The sequence below is a fragment of the Luteimonas flava genome (assembly GCF_036584485.1).
Lineage (GTDB): Bacteria > Pseudomonadota > Gammaproteobacteria > Xanthomonadales > Xanthomonadaceae > Luteimonas > Luteimonas flava.
In genome coordinates, this window is the sequence record NZ_JAZHBM010000003.1 from 637,302 (window position 1) to 652,367 (window position 15,066).

The following is a 15,066-nucleotide window of genomic DNA, read 5'->3' on the forward strand; positions in this document are numbered from 1 at the left end:
GGGTGCATCAGCCATCGGAAGCCACCATCTCGCGCACGACCTGGGCCACGCGCTTGGGGTCGGCGCTCGCCGCGTCGCGCGCGGTCTGCAGGTTCTGGTCGAAGCCCGGCGCCGGCGGCAGGGCCGGCTTCGGGGAATAGGCGGGCGAGAGCTTGACCGGCACGTCGTCGTCGTCGACGACTTCGGCGGTCACGGTGCCGAGGTTGTTGCTGCCGGCGACTGCGCCCGCGGGCACGAGTTCGTTGCCGCCCGCGCGCTGCCGCGTGCCGATCAGCTGGCGGAAGGCGGGACGCAGCACGAACACGATCACCAGCAGCACGGCGAGGCCGCCGAGCACCATGCGCGCGATCTGCAGCATCTGCGGGTCCTGCCAGATCGGTGGGCCGGCCGGCGTTTCGATCGTCTCGCGGGCGAACGGTGCGTTGACCACCGACACCGCATCGCCGCGCTGCGCATCGAAGCCGATCGCCTGCTGCACCAGGGTTTCGATGCGGGTGATCTCGGCTTCGTTGAGCGGACGCGCTTCGCCGGCCGCACCGTCGGCGCCGGGTGCGCCGGCGACGTTGTCGACCAGCACCGCGGCGGTGACGCGACGGATGCGCGGCACGGCCTGGCGGGTATGGGTGAGGGTGCGGTCGATCTCGTAGTTGCGCGTCGAGCTGCGGCTGCCCGGGCCGGTGGCCGTCGCCTGCGCGGTCTGCGCCTGCGGGTTCGCCGGATCGGTGGTGTTGGCGGCGTTGGGCGTGTTGGCGACGGCGCCCGGAACGCCCTGCGCGGGCGCGGCCGCGCCGAGGTTGCCGCTTTCCGACAGCTGCTCGCTGCGTACGATCGCCGCCTGCGGGCCGTAGGTTTCGCTGGCCTGTTCGGTGGTCGCGAAGTCCATGTCCACGCTGACCTTGGCGCTGACGCGGCCCGGGCCGGTCATCGGCGCCAGCAGTTCCACGATGCGCTGCACGTACAGCGCTTCCTGGCGGCGCTGCTGTTCGAACTGCTTGCCGGTGATCGCCTCGGCGCTGTCGGGATCCGGGCTGGAGAGCAGCCGGCCGAACTGGTCGACCACGGTCACGCGCTCGGGCGAGAGGTCCGGCACGCTGGACGCGACCAGGCGCTCGACCGCGTCGATCTGGCTCTGCTCCAGCGCCTGGCCCGAATGCAGCTGCAGCACGACCGACGCGCTGGCCGGCTCGTTCTGGCGGGTGAAGGCGGACGGCTTGGGAATCGCAAGATGCACGCGCGCTTCGCGCACCGGGCGCAGGTTGGAAATGGTGCGTGCGAGTTCGATCTCCATCGCGTGCTGGTAGCGTGCGTTCTCGACGAACTGGCTGGTGCCGAAGCCCTGGTCGCCCTGCAACGATTCGAAACCGGCCGGGCCGGCAGCGGTCAGACCGGCCGAGGCCAGCGCCATGCGCGCGGCACCGGCCTGGTCGGCGGGCACCGACAGGCCGCCGGTCGCCGCGTCGAGACGCACCGGAATCTGCGCGCTGCGCAGCGTGTCGGCGGCCTGGCTGGTCGACTTGGCGTCGAGGCCGGCGGAGACCATCACGAAGTCCGGCTTCTGGGTCCAGACGAACAGCCACAGGCCCAGTGCGATCGTCGCCGCGACCAGCAGGAACAGACCCGCCTGGCGCACGACCGGAATGTCCTGGAAACGGCCGAGGTCGCGCAGCGCGGCAGCGGCCTTCGGAAGTCCTGAGTTGGGAACGGGGACGGCGCTCATGGGCGAGGATTCGGCAGTCGGAAACGAAGGTGGAAGAGCGGGGCGGAGCGGTCAGGCGTATCGCACTTACACCGGCATGTTCATGACGTCCTGGTAGGACTGGACGAGGCGGTTGCGGACCTCGACCGTGGCGCGGAACGCGACCGACGACTGCTGCATCGCGACCATCGTGCGGGCGAGATCCGCGCGCGGATCGCCGAGTTCGAACGCGGTCTGCATCGCACTGCTGTGGGCCTGGGTCTGGCTGACCTTGTCGATCGCGCCCGACAGCAGCTCACCGAATCCCGGCGCCTTGGTCCCGCTGTCGACGCGGCCCAGCTGGGCGTTGCCGAGACCGGTGTCGATCGCATTGCTGTTGCCGACATCGCCACGCGCGCGGGTTTCGTGCGCACGGATCTGGCTGAGGATCGAAGAAATGGCGTCGGTCATCGGGATGGCTTCGCAGCGGCTCTAAGCTGTTCAGGCAATTCCCGTGCCAGCGGCTCGTCAGAAACCTGCCGCAGCCGCCGTGGTGGTGTCGGCTTCGCGATCGATGCCGTACTTGCGCAGCTTCTCGACCAGCGTCGTGCGACGCAGGCCCAGCAAGGGTGCGGCGTGTGCGACGACGCCGTTGGCCTGCGCGAGTGCGGCGCGGATCAGCTGCAGTTCGATGGCGGCGATGTGATCGCGCAGGTCGATGCCTTCGCTGGGCAGCGCATCGAACGACGCGCTCGGCAGGTCGTCGCCCGCGGTCGGCAGTGCCGGCGGCGGCGCGGCGACGAGACGGGCGATCGGCGTCTGCGGTTCGGCGATCTGGCGCAGCACCGGTGCGTCGTCGAGCAGTTCGCCGGTGGGCAGCGCGGCGCGGTAGCGCGGCGGCAGGTCCATGGCGCGCACGGTGCCGGCCGGATGCAGCACGGCCAGGCGCTCGAGCAGGTTCGACAGCTCGCGCACGTTGCCCGGCCAGCGGTGCTTCTGCAGCGTGGCGACGGCATCGGCCGACAGCGTGACCTGGCCGCGGCCCTGTTCGGCCTGCTGGCGTGAGATCGCCGCGATCAGCGCCGGCAGATCCTCGGTGCGTTCGCGCAGCGCCGGCAGTTCGATCGGAAACACGTTGAGGCGGTAGAACAGGTCCTCGCGGAACTGGCCGTTCTCGATGCGCGATTCCAGATCGCGATGGGTCGCGGCGATCACGCGCACGTTGCACTTGATGGTGCCGGTGCCGCCGACGCGCTCGAAGCAACGCTCCTGTAGCACGCGCAGCAGCTTGACCTGCATCGGCAGGCTCATGTCGCCGATCTCGTCGAGCAGCAGCGTGCCGCCTTCGGCCATCTCGAAGCGGCCCTTGCGCTGGGTGAGCGCACCGGTGAACGCGCCCTTCTCGTGACCGAACAGTTCGCTCTCCAGCAGATCGGCCGGAATGGCGCCGCAGTTGACGGCGACGAAGGGCTTCTCGCGACGGGCGGAGCGCTCGTGCACGGCGCGCGCGGCGACTTCCTTGCCGGTGCCGGATTCGCCCAGGATCAGCACGGTGGTGTCGTGCGGCGCGACCTGGTCGATCATGCGGTTGAGCGCGACGGCCGCGGCGCTGTGGCCGGTCGGGCCGCTCTGCGGACGCGCGGCGCGCGCCTGCGCTTCGGCGTGGTTGATCGCCGCGCGCTGCAGGCAGTCCTGCAGCTGGCTGCGGCGCAGCGGAAAATCGAGCGACCACACCGACTGGCGGTGCAGGCGCGAACGCCACGCGGCGTCGGGCGCGTGGCCGGGAAGTTCCAGCACCGGCGGATGCAGCGACTGCTTCGACAGCCACGCGGTGAAGCCGGCGAGTTCGGCGGCGTCGATGTCGCCCACGACCACGGCCAGCCAGTCCTCGGCGCGCGCACGGGTCAGGTCCAGGTCCTCGAGGCCGGCGACGATGCGCGGCGTGTACTCCATGAACTCGAGCAGCGTGGCGACGCGCTCGGCGCGCTCCATGTCCTGTTCGATCACGAGGATGCGGGCGGTGTTCATCAGGCAGCGACCTGCAGGGCGACGGCGGGGCGGTTGGAATGGCGGGCCTTGGCGGGACCGATCGACAGCTGGTCGCGGTACTTGGCAACGGTGCGACGGGCGATGCGCACGCCCTGGCGGGCGAGGATGCCGGCGATGACGTCGTCGGCCAGCGGCGCATGGCGCGGCTCGTCGTCGATCAGGCGCTTGACCATCGCGCGGACCGCGCTGCCCGACACGTCGGCGCCTTCCAGGCGCACCGCGAACAGGCGCTTGAGTTCGATCGTGCCGCGCGGGGTCTGGATGTACTTGCCGGCGACGATGCGCGAGACGGTGGACTCGTGCACGCCGATCGCATCGGCGACTTCGCGCAGGGTCAGCGGCAGGATCGCCTCGTCGCCCTGTTCGAGGAAGCCGCGCTGGCGCTCGACCAGCAGCTGCGCGGTGCGGAACAGGGTGTCGTTGCGCATCGCCAGGCCGCGGACCAGCCAGCGGGCTTCGTCGAGCAGGCCGCGCAGCACACTGTGGTCGCTGCCGGCCAGCGCCCGCTCGCAATGCGCGCTGATGCGCACGCGCGGCGTGGTGTGACGGCCCAGCGCGACGCGCCAGGCGCCACCGGCGTGCCAGGTGACGACGTCGGGAATGATGTTTCTGTCCTCGACCGACGCCGGTGCTTCGACCGGATGCGCGCGCAGCGACAGGATCAGGGCGACGGCATCGCGCACCGCGGACACCTCGACCGACAGCGCGGCGGCGAGGGCGGCATCGTCATGCGCGGCCAGCAGGTCGACGTGGTCGGCGAGGATGCGCAGCGCCAGCGAACGGGCGTCGGAGGGGGCGAGCACGCGCAGCTGCGCGGACAGGCATTCGGTCGGGTCGCTCGCGGCCATGCCCGGCCATTCGCCGTGCAGCAGGCGCTGGCGTGCGATGGACAGGTCGTCGGCGCGACCGGGGAATTCGGTTTCGCCTTCGGCCAGCAGCTCGACGAGCGACTGCTCGAGATAGCCGTTGTCGTCGCAGCGGTCGAGCCAGAACGCGGCCAGCGGCAGATCCTTGACGGCCCATTCCAGCGCGAGGCGCGCGAGCAGGCGCTGGCGCATGTCGGTGGACTCGCCATCGGCGATGCGCGCGGTGGCGTCGTCATCGAAACCGCCAGCGGTGCCGTTGCTGCCCAGGCCCGACAGAAAAGCCGGCTCGGGCAGTTCGTCCCAGGCCGCGGCTTCGAAGCCGGCGATATCGGATTCGGGGGTCTCGGTGTCCAGCTCCGGCTCGTCCTGCTCGAGCAGCGGATTGCGCTCGAGGGTCTGCTGGAGTTCGGTCGCCAGCTGCTGCGAGGTCAGCTGCAGCAGGCGGATGGACTGGAGGAGTTGCGGCGTCAGATTGACGCCTTGCGCCATCCCGGCGCGAAGAGTGCCCTTCATCACTTCGAATCCCCTCGGCCGACACCCCGTCAGCCAGTGGAGATATCGTGAAGTCGGGATGTCGGCGCACGAATCGGGGCAAACCTGTCGCCTGTTCAGGGCGTACCTGTAGGTGTGTAGGGGCCGCCCTGACTTTGTGTCGTGAAAATGACGTGAAAACCATGTGAAGTGACGCGGAATGACGCGGCGCGTCACGTGTGATCGCGATCACAAGTCGGGTTTTCGACGTCGTTTGCGTGGAGTGCGGACCGACCGACGCCTCTGGCAAGACGCATGCCGCGGGATCCGGTTGTAGGGGTGGCCTACGCAGCCCCCGCTCGGAGGCCGGGTCGCGCGCAGCGACACCCGTCGAAACACCGTTCAAGACGGCCCGGAACGTCGACTTGCGTGGATCAACACGATGGATGGTGACGACGCGTTTCCGACGCCACCGATCTGGCGCCACGCAATGGGCCTTGCTGCGCTCTGCCCATCCTGCGAGCGCGCTGCGGTGCGCTCAGGGCCGGTCGTGATGTCGCATCGCGATGCGCAGCAGTTCGCCGGCATTCCGGCACCCGAGCGCTTCCATCATCCGCGAGCGATGGGTTTCCACCGTCTTGATGCTGATCGCCAGATCGGCGGCGATCTGCTTGGTGCTGCGGCCAGCGCCGAGTGCGTTGAGGATTTCGCGCTGGCGGCGCGGCAGGCTTTCGACATCGCCCGGCGCCCGCTCGGCGCGGTAACTGCGCAACTGCGGCGCGGACACCTGCGGGCTGAGGAAAGTACGGCCGTTGGACGCGGCGCGCAGGGCGATCTCGAGTTCCGCCGGCGGCGCGTCCTTGACCACGTAACACAGGGCGCCGCGCGACAGCGCTTCGCGGACGTGCAGCACGTCCTCGTGCATCGACAGGATCACGACCTGGCTTTCGGGAACCGCCAGCCGCAGTTCGGCCAGCGCATCGAAGCCGCTGCGGCCCTTCAACGAGAGGTCGAGGACCACGATGTCGGGCAGCGTCTGACGCGCGCGCATGACCGCGTCGTCGGCGTTGCCGGACTCTCCCACCACTTCGACGCCGTCCATTGCCTCGAGCAGACGGCGCACGCCCGCGCGCACCAGCGCATGGTCGTCGCAAATCAGTACCCGAATCACGTCCGTGACCCCACTCCTTGTGTCCCCCGGTCTGTACCTTAACGAAGATCAGGACCGTGCGACAGGCTGGACATCACGTGCGGAGTGCGATCAACGTCGGCGAATCTCCGCGACCTCGCGGCGATGGATGCGGAACACGTGGCGTTCCAGTGCATCGGAGAACGAGGGCGACAGCGGTCCGAAGCGCAACCAGACGCGCGTGACCTCGCCGTCACCGGCGGCGCTGGCGATGACCATCGCCGGCACCATCAGTGGCGTCGGCAACCAGTCGCTGGCCGACATGCGGAACGTGCCTTCGGTGCCGACCGCGAACGCGCCGCGTACCTGCACCTCGGCACCCCGCGCCGACCACACCAGGCCGACCGGCGCATCGATCGCGCCCTGCGCGGCGGCGAAACCGGTCATCAGCAGGGTCAGCACGTCGAGCTTGGCTTCGAGCCGCAACAGGGCCGGATCGGCCGGCTGTTCGGGATCGTCGACCCGCGGCGCGCCGTCATCGATGACCGCGAGGCCGCGCAGCAGGGCTTCGCCCTGCAGGGCCAGACGCTCGCGGCTGGCGTCGTCCAGCGCGCCGGGCAGGAAGGTCGCCGAGCGCGTTTCGTGCAGGGTGAGGATGTCGCCGAACAGTGCCTCGTGGGCCTGTTCCGGCGTCAGCGTCGGCAGATCGACGGCGCTCATGCGAGTGCCCGCAGCCAGGCGTTGGCGCCGCGGCGCCCGTGACCCAGGCGCGCGAGTTCTTCAGAAGCCGCGTCGCGGGCGACGCGCAGTTCTTCGATCAATACGCCGTGCGCGGCCAGCAGATCCAGCCAGGGCTGACGCGCGACGACCTTCAGATCGACTTTGGCCAGCGCGAACACGATCTCGCCGTGATGCGAGTCGAGCAGTGCCGCGGCGGTGTCCCAGTCTTCGGCGGCGATCGCCGCGCGGACATCCACGACCGGCAGGTCGGGCACACGGTCGAGCGCGGGCAGCTGGGCGGCCATCATTCAGTCCTTGGGTGCGATCTGGCGCCAGGCGCCTTCGATGTCGCCGAGGATGTCATCGATCTCGCGCAGCGGCGAGGCATCGTTGTTGAGGTTGGCTTCGAGCAGGCGACGCTGGCAGTAGTCGTACAGCGCCGAGAGGCCATCGGCGATCTCGCCGCCGGCTTCGAGATTCAGCGAGCTGTTGAGGCCGCCGATGATCGCGCAGGCGTCGGTGATCGCATGCGCCTTGCGCGGCACGTCGCCACGTTCCAGGCAGGCCAGCGCCAGACGGATGCGCTCGCGCGCGGTCGACAGCATGATCGCGATCAGCTGGTGCGGGCTGGCGTCGAGCGCCGCACTGGCGGCGCCGGTCTGCTTGTACTGGTTGGCGAGATTGCGCGCGTGCATGTTCATTCTCACGAGGCACTCGTCGAGGACGAGAGTTGCTGGGTCAGGAAGTTGCTGCTGCTCTGGAGCTTGGTCACCAGCGTGTCCAGCGCGATGAACTGCGCCTTGTAGCGCGCCTCGGCCAGCGACATGCGCCGGTCGAGCGCGTCGCGCTGCTGGGTCAATACCTTGGTGCGTTGGGTCAGGCTTTCGTCGCGCGTCTTGAGCGGGCCATTGCTGTCGAGGATCGCGGTCATGCTGGTGCCCATCCGGGTGCCCAGCGACGCGTCTCCGGCGCCGAAGATCGTGCCGACCGCCGTGGGATCCTTGGCGAGGCCGGCATTGAAGTTGGCTTCGTTCAAGGTCAGCGTGCCGTCCTTGCCGATGGTGATGCCGAGTTCCTTCAGCGCGATCACGTCGCCACCGATCATGTCGCGCAGTTCGCGCGACATGCCACGCACCATCGCATCGCCGTTGAGTGCGGCCGCGACCTTGGTCGTCGCGTTGTAGTTGGTCGCAGAAGCGACGGCATACAACGCGGCATTGAACTTCTCGACGAAGGCCTTGACGCCTGACAGCTGCGCGGCTGAATCGTTGGAGACCGTCATCTGTACCGGCTCGCCGGGCGCCGCCTTCTTCAGCGTGAAGCTGACGCCGGGCACGAGATCGGTGAGGGTGTTCGAGGCACTGGTCCGCGTGATGCCGTCGACCTTGACCAGTGCGTCCTGCGCGGGCGCGATCTCCGACATGCCGGAGACGAGTGCCTGCAGATCGCCGTCGCCACCACTGGCGTCGAGCGTGATCGCCTTGGACGTGCCGCTGTCGAGCGCGGTCAGCACCAGGTGTGCGCCGTCGTCGCCGGTGATGATCGCGGCCTGCACGCCCTTGCCGGCGGCGGCCGTATTGATCGCATCGCGCAGGTCGGCGAGCGTGTTCTTGCCGTCGGCGAGCTCGATCGAGAACTGGTGCTCGCCGGCGCCGATCGCCAGCGTGCCCGTCCCGACGACGGTCTTGTCGCTGGCGAGTGCGGCAGACGACTGCTTCTGCGCACTGGCGAGCGCGAGCACTTCGACCTGGTACTGCCCGGTCGGTGCGCCGCCGGAAGCGGTCGCCGCGAACGCGGTGTTCGCCGACAGTCCGACCGTGCGCGCCATCGACGTTTGCGTGCCCGACAGCGTGCGCAGTGCGGACTGCAGGTTCGACATCGCCGAGCGCAGCGAACCGATCGCCGACACTTCGGCCTTGATCTTGGTTTCGGTCTTCGCGAACCGCGCATCGGCCGGTGCGCGTTCCGACGCCACGAGTTGCTTCGCGGTCGTCGTCGGGTCGATGCCCGAGCCCACGACGCCCAGTGCCATCAGTGCACCGCCCTGGACTGCGCCATGCCTGCGCACGCCGGACGACCGGGCTGCTGCGTGGCGATGGGGAAGTCTGCGGTCATGTCGGGCCCTGTAGTGGCAAGTGGCAGGTGGGTTCGATCGACGGTATGTGCCCGTTCCAGTACGGCCTCGCCTGCGAAGCCGCACTGGAACGGGGCGTGGCAGGTGCCACGCCCCGGTATTGCATCAGCGGATCAGGCTGAGGACGTTCTGCGAGCTCTGGTTGGCCTGCGCCAGCATCGCGGTACCGGCCTGCTGCAGGATCTGGTTACGCGTCAGCTGCGCCGATTCCTTGGCGAAGTCCGCGTCCTGGATGCGGCTGCGGGCAGCCGACAGGTTCTCGGAGTTGACCGACAGGTTCGACACGACCGAGGTGAAGCGGTTCTGGATCGCACCCAGCTCGGCGCGGGCGGTGTTGACGGCGTCGAGCGCCGCATCCATCGCCAGCATCGCGTTGTCGGCGCCTTCGACGGTCGTCAGCGTCAGCGAAGCAAAACCGGTGGCGGCAGCGCCCGGAACGGTGGTGCCGGTGCCGTTGGCCGTGGCCAGACCGGTCAGGTTGGTCGCGCCGGCGATCGTCAGCGTCTGATCGGTCGACACGACTTCGCCGCTGTCGCCGTCAAACGTGACATTGGCGAGCGCGGTTGCGTTGGCGGGCAGCGCCTTCGCGGCATCGAACGCCGCGGCGAACGCGGTCAACGCTTCGGCACCCGTGCGGTCGGCCAGAGCGCCGATGCTGATTGCGACACCATTGACGCTGACCGAGGTCGCAGCTTCCGGATCGGTGATCGCAGCGGTCTGCGTCTGGGTGTAGGTCGTGGTGCCGACACCGGTCCAGCTGCCGAGTGCGGCGGTCGAGGCATTGGCGATCGACGAGATGTCGATCGTCTCGCCCTGGTTCGCGCCGACCTGGAAGGACTGGGCCTGGAACGAACCGTCGAGCAGCTTCACGCCGTTGAAGTTGGTCTGCTCGGAGACGCGGTTGATCTCGGCCTTCAGCTGCTGGGCTTCGGCGTCGAGCGCGGCGCGGTCGCTGGTCGAGTTGGTCGCGTTGCGGCTCTGCACGGCCAGCTCGCGGATGCGCTGCAGGTTGTCGCCGATCGAGCTCAGCGCGCCTTCGGCGGTCTGGGCCAGCGAGATGCCGTCGTTGGCGTTGCGGGCTGCCTGGTCGAGGCCGCGGATCTGCGTGGTGAAGCGCTGCGAGATGGCGAGGCCGGCGGCGTCGTCCTTGGCGCTGTTGATGCGCAGGCCCGAGGACAGGCGCTGCAGCGAGGTGGCGAGGTCGGCACCGGACGCGCTCAGGTTGCGCTGGGCGTTGAGCGACATCACGTTGGTGTTGATGACTTGGGACATGGAAGCTCTCCTGGAGGGTAGGTCCGGCGGCGACGAGTGGGCCTTTGCCGGTTCCGCAGGGTGTTGGCCGGGATTGGCCCTCGCCGCTGCTGACATGGATAACGGCACCCCCGGGGGATCCTTTAGGGCGGATCGCGAAATATTTTCGGCGATCGGCGGGAAAGGCTGTTGTCGGGATGGGGAAGATGCTAGGCAGGCGTCGTCTAGCTGACACGCGCGTGTTCGCTTGGACCCAGACGCGCGTGCGTCGATGCTTCGTAGGATGGGTAGAGCGCAGCGAAACCCATCGTGGCGATGCCTGTGGCTCGCGACGAATTGGGGCGGGAAGTCGGGTTCGCTTGAGCGTCAGCCCTCACCCCAACCCCTCTCCCTGAGGGAGAGGGGCTCGGATATCGCGAGCGTTTGCTTCGTAGCCCCTCTCCCCTTGGGAGAGGGGTTGGGGTGAGGGCTGACGTCCCGTTACAGCAGATCGAAGATCGACATCTGCTGCACCTTGATCAGCGTGCGTTGCGCGGCTTCGAGTGCGGTCGACTGCAGTGCGAGACGACTCGCGGCTTCCGTCGGATCGACGTCGCGCAGGTTCGACAGCATCGTTTCCAGGCCAAGCCCATATGCACCGCGACCGTCCTTCGCGTCGTCGAGTGCGGCCAGGCGCGTGCCGGTGTCGCTGCGTGCGGACAGGAAATGATCCTGCGCGCTGCTGATGTCGCCCAGTGCGGCCTGGATCGCGTTCTGGCGCGTGGCTTTCTCTGCGGCGGTGATCGCCGGCGCATCGAGGGCAGCGGCCAGGGTGTCGATCGTCGCGAATACGTCCTGCGTCGGCGCCTTCGCGATCGTAAAGGTGTCGCCCGCCGCGGGCGCGCCGCTGAGCGTCATCTGGATGCCGGCGGCGTTGATCGACGCGCCTGCGACGTACGGCCCGCTGGCGACCACACCGCCGGCATCGTCGCGGAGCTCGTAGGCATCGGGCGCGGTGAAGTGCACGGTCAGACTGCGGCCGGCCCAGGTCGCGGTGTTGGTGACCGCGCCACTGCCGATCACGCCGCTGCCGGTGTTGCCGGCGCCCGCGGTCGTGCGGCTCAGGCCGTCGCCGGTGCGGATGCGCAGGAACAGGTCGCTGCCGGGATCTGTATCGCCGACGCGCAGGCCGGGTGCAACTTCGACCTGGTTGCGGCCGTCGTCGCCGATGTAGCTGACGCCGCCGTTGGCATCGACGACGAACGGCGACACGCCATCGCGCGAGCCCGCGAACAGGCGATTGCCGGTGCCGTCGTCGCGATTGCCGATCGCGGTGATCGCCTCCTTGATCTGCCGCAGTTCGCCGGCGATCGAGGCGCGGTCGGCATCCGACAGCGCGCCGTTGCCGGCCTGCACCGTCAGCTGCCGCGCACGATCGAGCTGCGTGCCGACATCGGTCAGCGCCTGCTCCTGCGTGCGCAGGCGGTGTTCGACCAGGGCTGAATCCTTGTCCTGCTGTTCGAGCGTCGACAGCGCGTGTTCGAGCCGCTTGGCATTCGCCATGCCCGATGGATCGTCGGCGCCGTTGATCAGTTTCTGCTGCGTGGTCAGTTCGAGCTGCGCGCGTGCGACGTTCGACTGCTGGCGCAGCAGCGCCGACAGGCCCTGCTGGTGGATGCCGGCGGTGGACAGGCGGAGTGTCATGGCAGGCCCTTATCGACTGACCGAGACCAGCAGGGTCTGGAACAGCGTGTCGGCGGTCTTGAGAACCTGCGCCGCCGCCTGGTAGGCCTGCTGGTACTTCATGAGATTGGTGGCTTCCTCGTCGAGGTTCACGCCGCTGACCGATTCGCGCTCGGCGGTGACCTGCGCATCGATCGCCTGCTGCGCTTCGAGGCCGAGCGAAGCATGACGCGCTTCGACGCCGGCCTTGGCGACGAGTTCGCTCAGGCCGACGGTCAGCGAGACCGTGCCGCCGTTGAGCGTGCCCGCGGTATCGAGGCCGGAGAACGCGAGTGCATTGGCGTTGCTCGACGAACGCGCGGGCGTGCGGCCAAGCGTGAAGCCGTCGCCGGGCGACGGCGTGCCGGCGAGCGTGATGGACCACGCACCGTCGGGATCGCTGATCGGGCTGCCCGGTGTCCACGTGAACGGACCGGCGCCGTCGACCGTGTACTGGGTGCTGTCGAGGAATTCGATGGTCGCGCCGTTGAAGCCCGCGAACGCCGCGGCACTGGTCACGCTGGTCGAGGCGACGCGCGCATTGCCCAGATTGCCCAGATCGCTGGTCGAGGTCATCGCGCCGGCCGCGGCGATCTTCGCCGGATCGTTGAACGCGAGTTTCAGACTGCCGGCCGCATCGGCGGTCGGGCGCAACGCGAAACGATCGCCGGCGGCCGCGCTGCCGCTCATCACCAGCGACACGCCGTCGACGACGAAGGGGTCGGCCGCGGTGCCGCTGCCGCTCATCGCGACCGGCGCGCCGTCGCTGCGCTGCGCGGTCCAGTTGCTGCCGTCGAAGCGCAGGGTCAGGTCCTGGCCCTTCAGCGCGCCCGCATCGGCGATGCCGGTCTGGAACGCGGCCGAGCCGGTGTTCGCCGCGTTGCCCGAGATGCGCGGCGGCGAGAAGGTGAAGAGGTCGGTGCCGACATCGCCGTTGTAGTCCACGCCCGCGCGCTGCGCGGCGTTGAACTCGGTGGCGAAGACGGTGGCGAGCCGGCCCAGCTCGTTGCGCGCCGGGTCGAGCACGCGGCCGCGGAATTCGAGCAGGCCGCCGAGCGATCCGGAGACGTTGCTGTCGGCCAGCCGCACCGGCGTGCCGTTGCCGGTATCGAGGCCCAGCTGCATGCGGTCGGGCTGATACGGATCCTGCAGCGTGGTCAGCGTCGACGCCCTGGCGCCGAGCACCAGCGGCTGGCCGCCGAGGGTGAACACGTTGAGCGAGCCGTCGTCGGCCTTGATGACGCTGGCGCCGGTGAGGTTGGCGAGCTTGCCCACGCGCAGGTCGCGCGCATCGAGCATGTCCGGCGTGGCCGACGGGCCGCTCGCGGCGATGGCCTTGTTGAGATCGGCGATCTCGCGCATCAGCTGGTTGGCGTCGCCGATCTTGCCGGTCAGGCTGGCATTGGTTTCGGCTTCGATCGTCGAGAGTTGCGTGTCGAGCGAATTCCAGCGCGTGGTCAGCGCCTGCGCCGCGGCCAGCAGCGCGCTGCGCGCCGTCGTGGACGTGGGATCGGCGGCGACGCCGCGACTGGCATTGAAGAATGCATTGAAGGGCTGCGACAGACCGGTCGAGCCGTCGGAGAACAGACTGTCCACGCGCGTCGCCATCGACGACAGGCTGGCCAGTCGACCGACCTCGCCACTGCTGTCGATCTGGCGGCCGAACACCAGGCCGTCGGCAAGACGCTGGAGGCGCGCGACATCGACGCCCTGGCCGATATAGCCGCCACCGGCCTGCGGCGTGCCCGCGCGGGCGGCCATGTCCACACGCTGGCGGCTGTAGCCCTCGGTGGTGGAGTTCGCGACGTTGTGGCTGATCGTGCCCAGCGCGCGCTGGAACGCTAGGAGGGCGGAACTGCCAGTGGAGAGCATGCCGGTCATGGACGGTCCTTAGAAACGCGGCCCGGTCGACCTGCGGTTGCCGAGCGAGGCGAGCAGGGCGACATCGGATTCGCCCGTCGACTGCGCTGCAAGACGTGTGCCGGGCGCGGGCATCGCACCGGCGTAGCGCACGCCGGTGTCGTAGGCGGGCAGGCCGCGCTGTTCCATGCCGGCGATCGCGTTGGTGATCGTCGGGCCGTTGGCGATGGCGGTGAGCTTGGCGGCGTAGCGCGGATCGGTGGCGTAGCCGGCGCGCTGCAGCGCGGTCGCGAACCGGTGCACGTCCTCGCCGGTGCCGCGCGCGGCGGCGTAGCGGTCGTTGCCGATCAGGCGCGTGTAGTCGGCGAAGCTTTCGGCGGGCGAGCCGTAGGCGCGAAAGCGCGCCTGCTCGGTCTGGCGCACGCCGTTGACGTATTCGTGGGTGCCGGTCCGGACGCTCTCGCCCGACCAGCGGCTGCCGGCCTTGATGCCGAACAGGTTGTTCGAATTCACGCCCTTCTCGCCGGCCAGGCGGCGGCCCCAGCCGGTCTCGAGCGCAGCCTGCGCGACGAGCGCCTTCGCCGGCACGCCGAGTTCGGCCGCGGCCTTCTGCGCGTGCGGCCAGATCGACTGCACGAAAGCTTCGGGACTGCTGGCATCGAGCGTGATGCCGGTATCGAAGCCGCTGTCGGGCGGCGGTGCGGGCATCGCCGGCATCGGCAGTGCCTGCAGCGAGACGCCGCTGCGCGTGGACGCGAGCGACAGCGTGCCGCCGGGCGCGGCAGTCGGCATCCCGCTGCCGCCGGGGTTCGAGAGTGCACCTGCCGGGCGCAGGCCCAGCGTCATGCCCGCGGGCGGCTGCGCGAGCGGCAGTGCAGGGGCGCCGGTGGTGCCGGGAAGACGCGTATCCAGCGGCACCTCGTCGACGGCTTCGCCGGTGCTGCGCTGCAGCTGGCGCTCGATCTGCGAGGCCAGGCCGAGGCCCTTGCCCTTGGTGATCTCGCGCGCGAGCTGCTGGTCGTACATGTCGCGGTAGGTGCTGTTGTCGCCGCCGAGCGGATCGCCCGACGTGGTGCTGCGCATCGACTTCACCAGCATGTGCGCGAACTGGGTTTCCAGTTCGCGCGCGGCTTCGCGAATGCGCGGCTGCGACGGTGTCGCAGCGGCATCGAGCGGCAGGGCGGTGGCGGCAGCGATGCGCATGGCGGCG

General features: G+C 69.4%; 12 protein-coding genes and 1 pseudogene. All 13 read right to left on the minus strand.

What is annotated here, in order from left to right; all coding sequences use genetic code 11:
* Positions 1-7 precede the first annotated feature (7 nt).
* On the minus strand, positions 8-1,717 hold the full coding sequence (fliF, locus tag V3391_RS15290; protein ID WP_332079291.1) for a flagellar basal-body MS-ring/collar protein FliF: 1,710 nt from the start codon (positions 1,715-1,717) through the stop codon (positions 8-10).
* Between the two features lie 66 nt (positions 1,718-1,783).
* Positions 1,784-2,146 (minus strand): flagellar hook-basal body complex protein FliE, encoded by a 363-nt coding sequence (gene fliE, locus V3391_RS15295; RefSeq protein ID WP_232134100.1) that lies wholly within the window; start codon positions 2,144-2,146, stop codon positions 1,784-1,786.
* A 57-nt stretch (positions 2,147-2,203) separates the two neighbouring features.
* A complete protein-coding gene (locus tag V3391_RS15300; protein ID WP_332079292.1) occupies positions 2,204-3,703 on the minus strand; it encodes a sigma-54 dependent transcriptional regulator in 1,500 nt (499 codons plus the stop codon).
* Positions 3,703-5,103, minus strand: a complete 1,401-nt coding sequence (rpoN, locus tag V3391_RS15305) for an RNA polymerase factor sigma-54 (RefSeq protein WP_332079293.1) — start codon at positions 5,101-5,103, stop codon at positions 3,703-3,705. Before rpoN ends, V3391_RS15300 begins: the two co-directional genes overlap by 1 nt.
* Before the next feature lie 496 nt (positions 5,104-5,599).
* Positions 5,600-6,229: a response regulator transcription factor gene (locus V3391_RS15310; RefSeq protein ID WP_332079705.1), complete on the minus strand. Its 630-nt coding sequence runs from the start codon at positions 6,227-6,229 to the stop codon at positions 5,600-5,602.
* A gap of 93 nt (positions 6,230-6,322) precedes the next feature.
* Positions 6,323-6,910, minus strand: coding sequence for a PilZ domain-containing protein (locus V3391_RS15315; protein ID WP_332079294.1), 588 nt, complete (start codon positions 6,908-6,910; stop codon positions 6,323-6,325).
* Positions 6,907-7,215: a hypothetical protein gene (locus V3391_RS15320; protein ID WP_332079295.1), complete on the minus strand. Its 309-nt coding sequence runs from the start codon at positions 7,213-7,215 to the stop codon at positions 6,907-6,909. The genes V3391_RS15315 and V3391_RS15320 overlap by 4 nt, the downstream gene beginning before the upstream one ends.
* 3 nt (positions 7,216-7,218) lie before the next feature.
* Positions 7,219-7,605, minus strand: a complete 387-nt coding sequence (fliS, locus tag V3391_RS15325; RefSeq protein WP_425497272.1) for a flagellar export chaperone FliS — start codon at positions 7,603-7,605, stop codon at positions 7,219-7,221.
* Between the two features lie 8 nt (positions 7,606-7,613).
* A complete protein-coding gene (gene fliD, locus V3391_RS15330) occupies positions 7,614-8,942 on the minus strand; it encodes a flagellar filament capping protein FliD (protein WP_332079296.1) in 1,329 nt (442 codons plus the stop codon).
* A gap of 207 nt (positions 8,943-9,149) precedes the next feature.
* Positions 9,150-10,316 carry a flagellin gene (locus tag V3391_RS15335; protein WP_332079297.1) on the minus strand — a complete coding sequence of 389 codons (1,167 nt, stop codon included), beginning with the start codon at positions 10,314-10,316 and terminating at the stop codon, positions 9,150-9,152.
* Positions 10,317-10,775: 459 nt separating this feature from the next.
* Positions 10,776-11,978 (minus strand): flagellar hook-associated protein FlgL, encoded by a 1,203-nt coding sequence (flgL, locus tag V3391_RS15340; RefSeq protein WP_332079298.1) that lies wholly within the window; start codon positions 11,976-11,978, stop codon positions 10,776-10,778.
* Positions 11,979-11,987: 9 nt separating this feature from the next.
* Complete coding sequence (gene flgK / locus V3391_RS15345) at positions 11,988-13,877, minus strand: flagellar hook-associated protein FlgK (RefSeq protein WP_332079299.1); 1,890 nt, start codon at positions 13,875-13,877, stop codon at positions 11,988-11,990.
* Positions 13,878-13,976: 99 nt separating this feature from the next.
* Positions 13,977-15,059 (minus strand): annotated as a pseudogene (gene flgJ, locus V3391_RS15350) (flagellar assembly peptidoglycan hydrolase FlgJ); the annotation flags it as partial.
* Positions 15,060-15,066 lie beyond the last annotated feature (7 nt).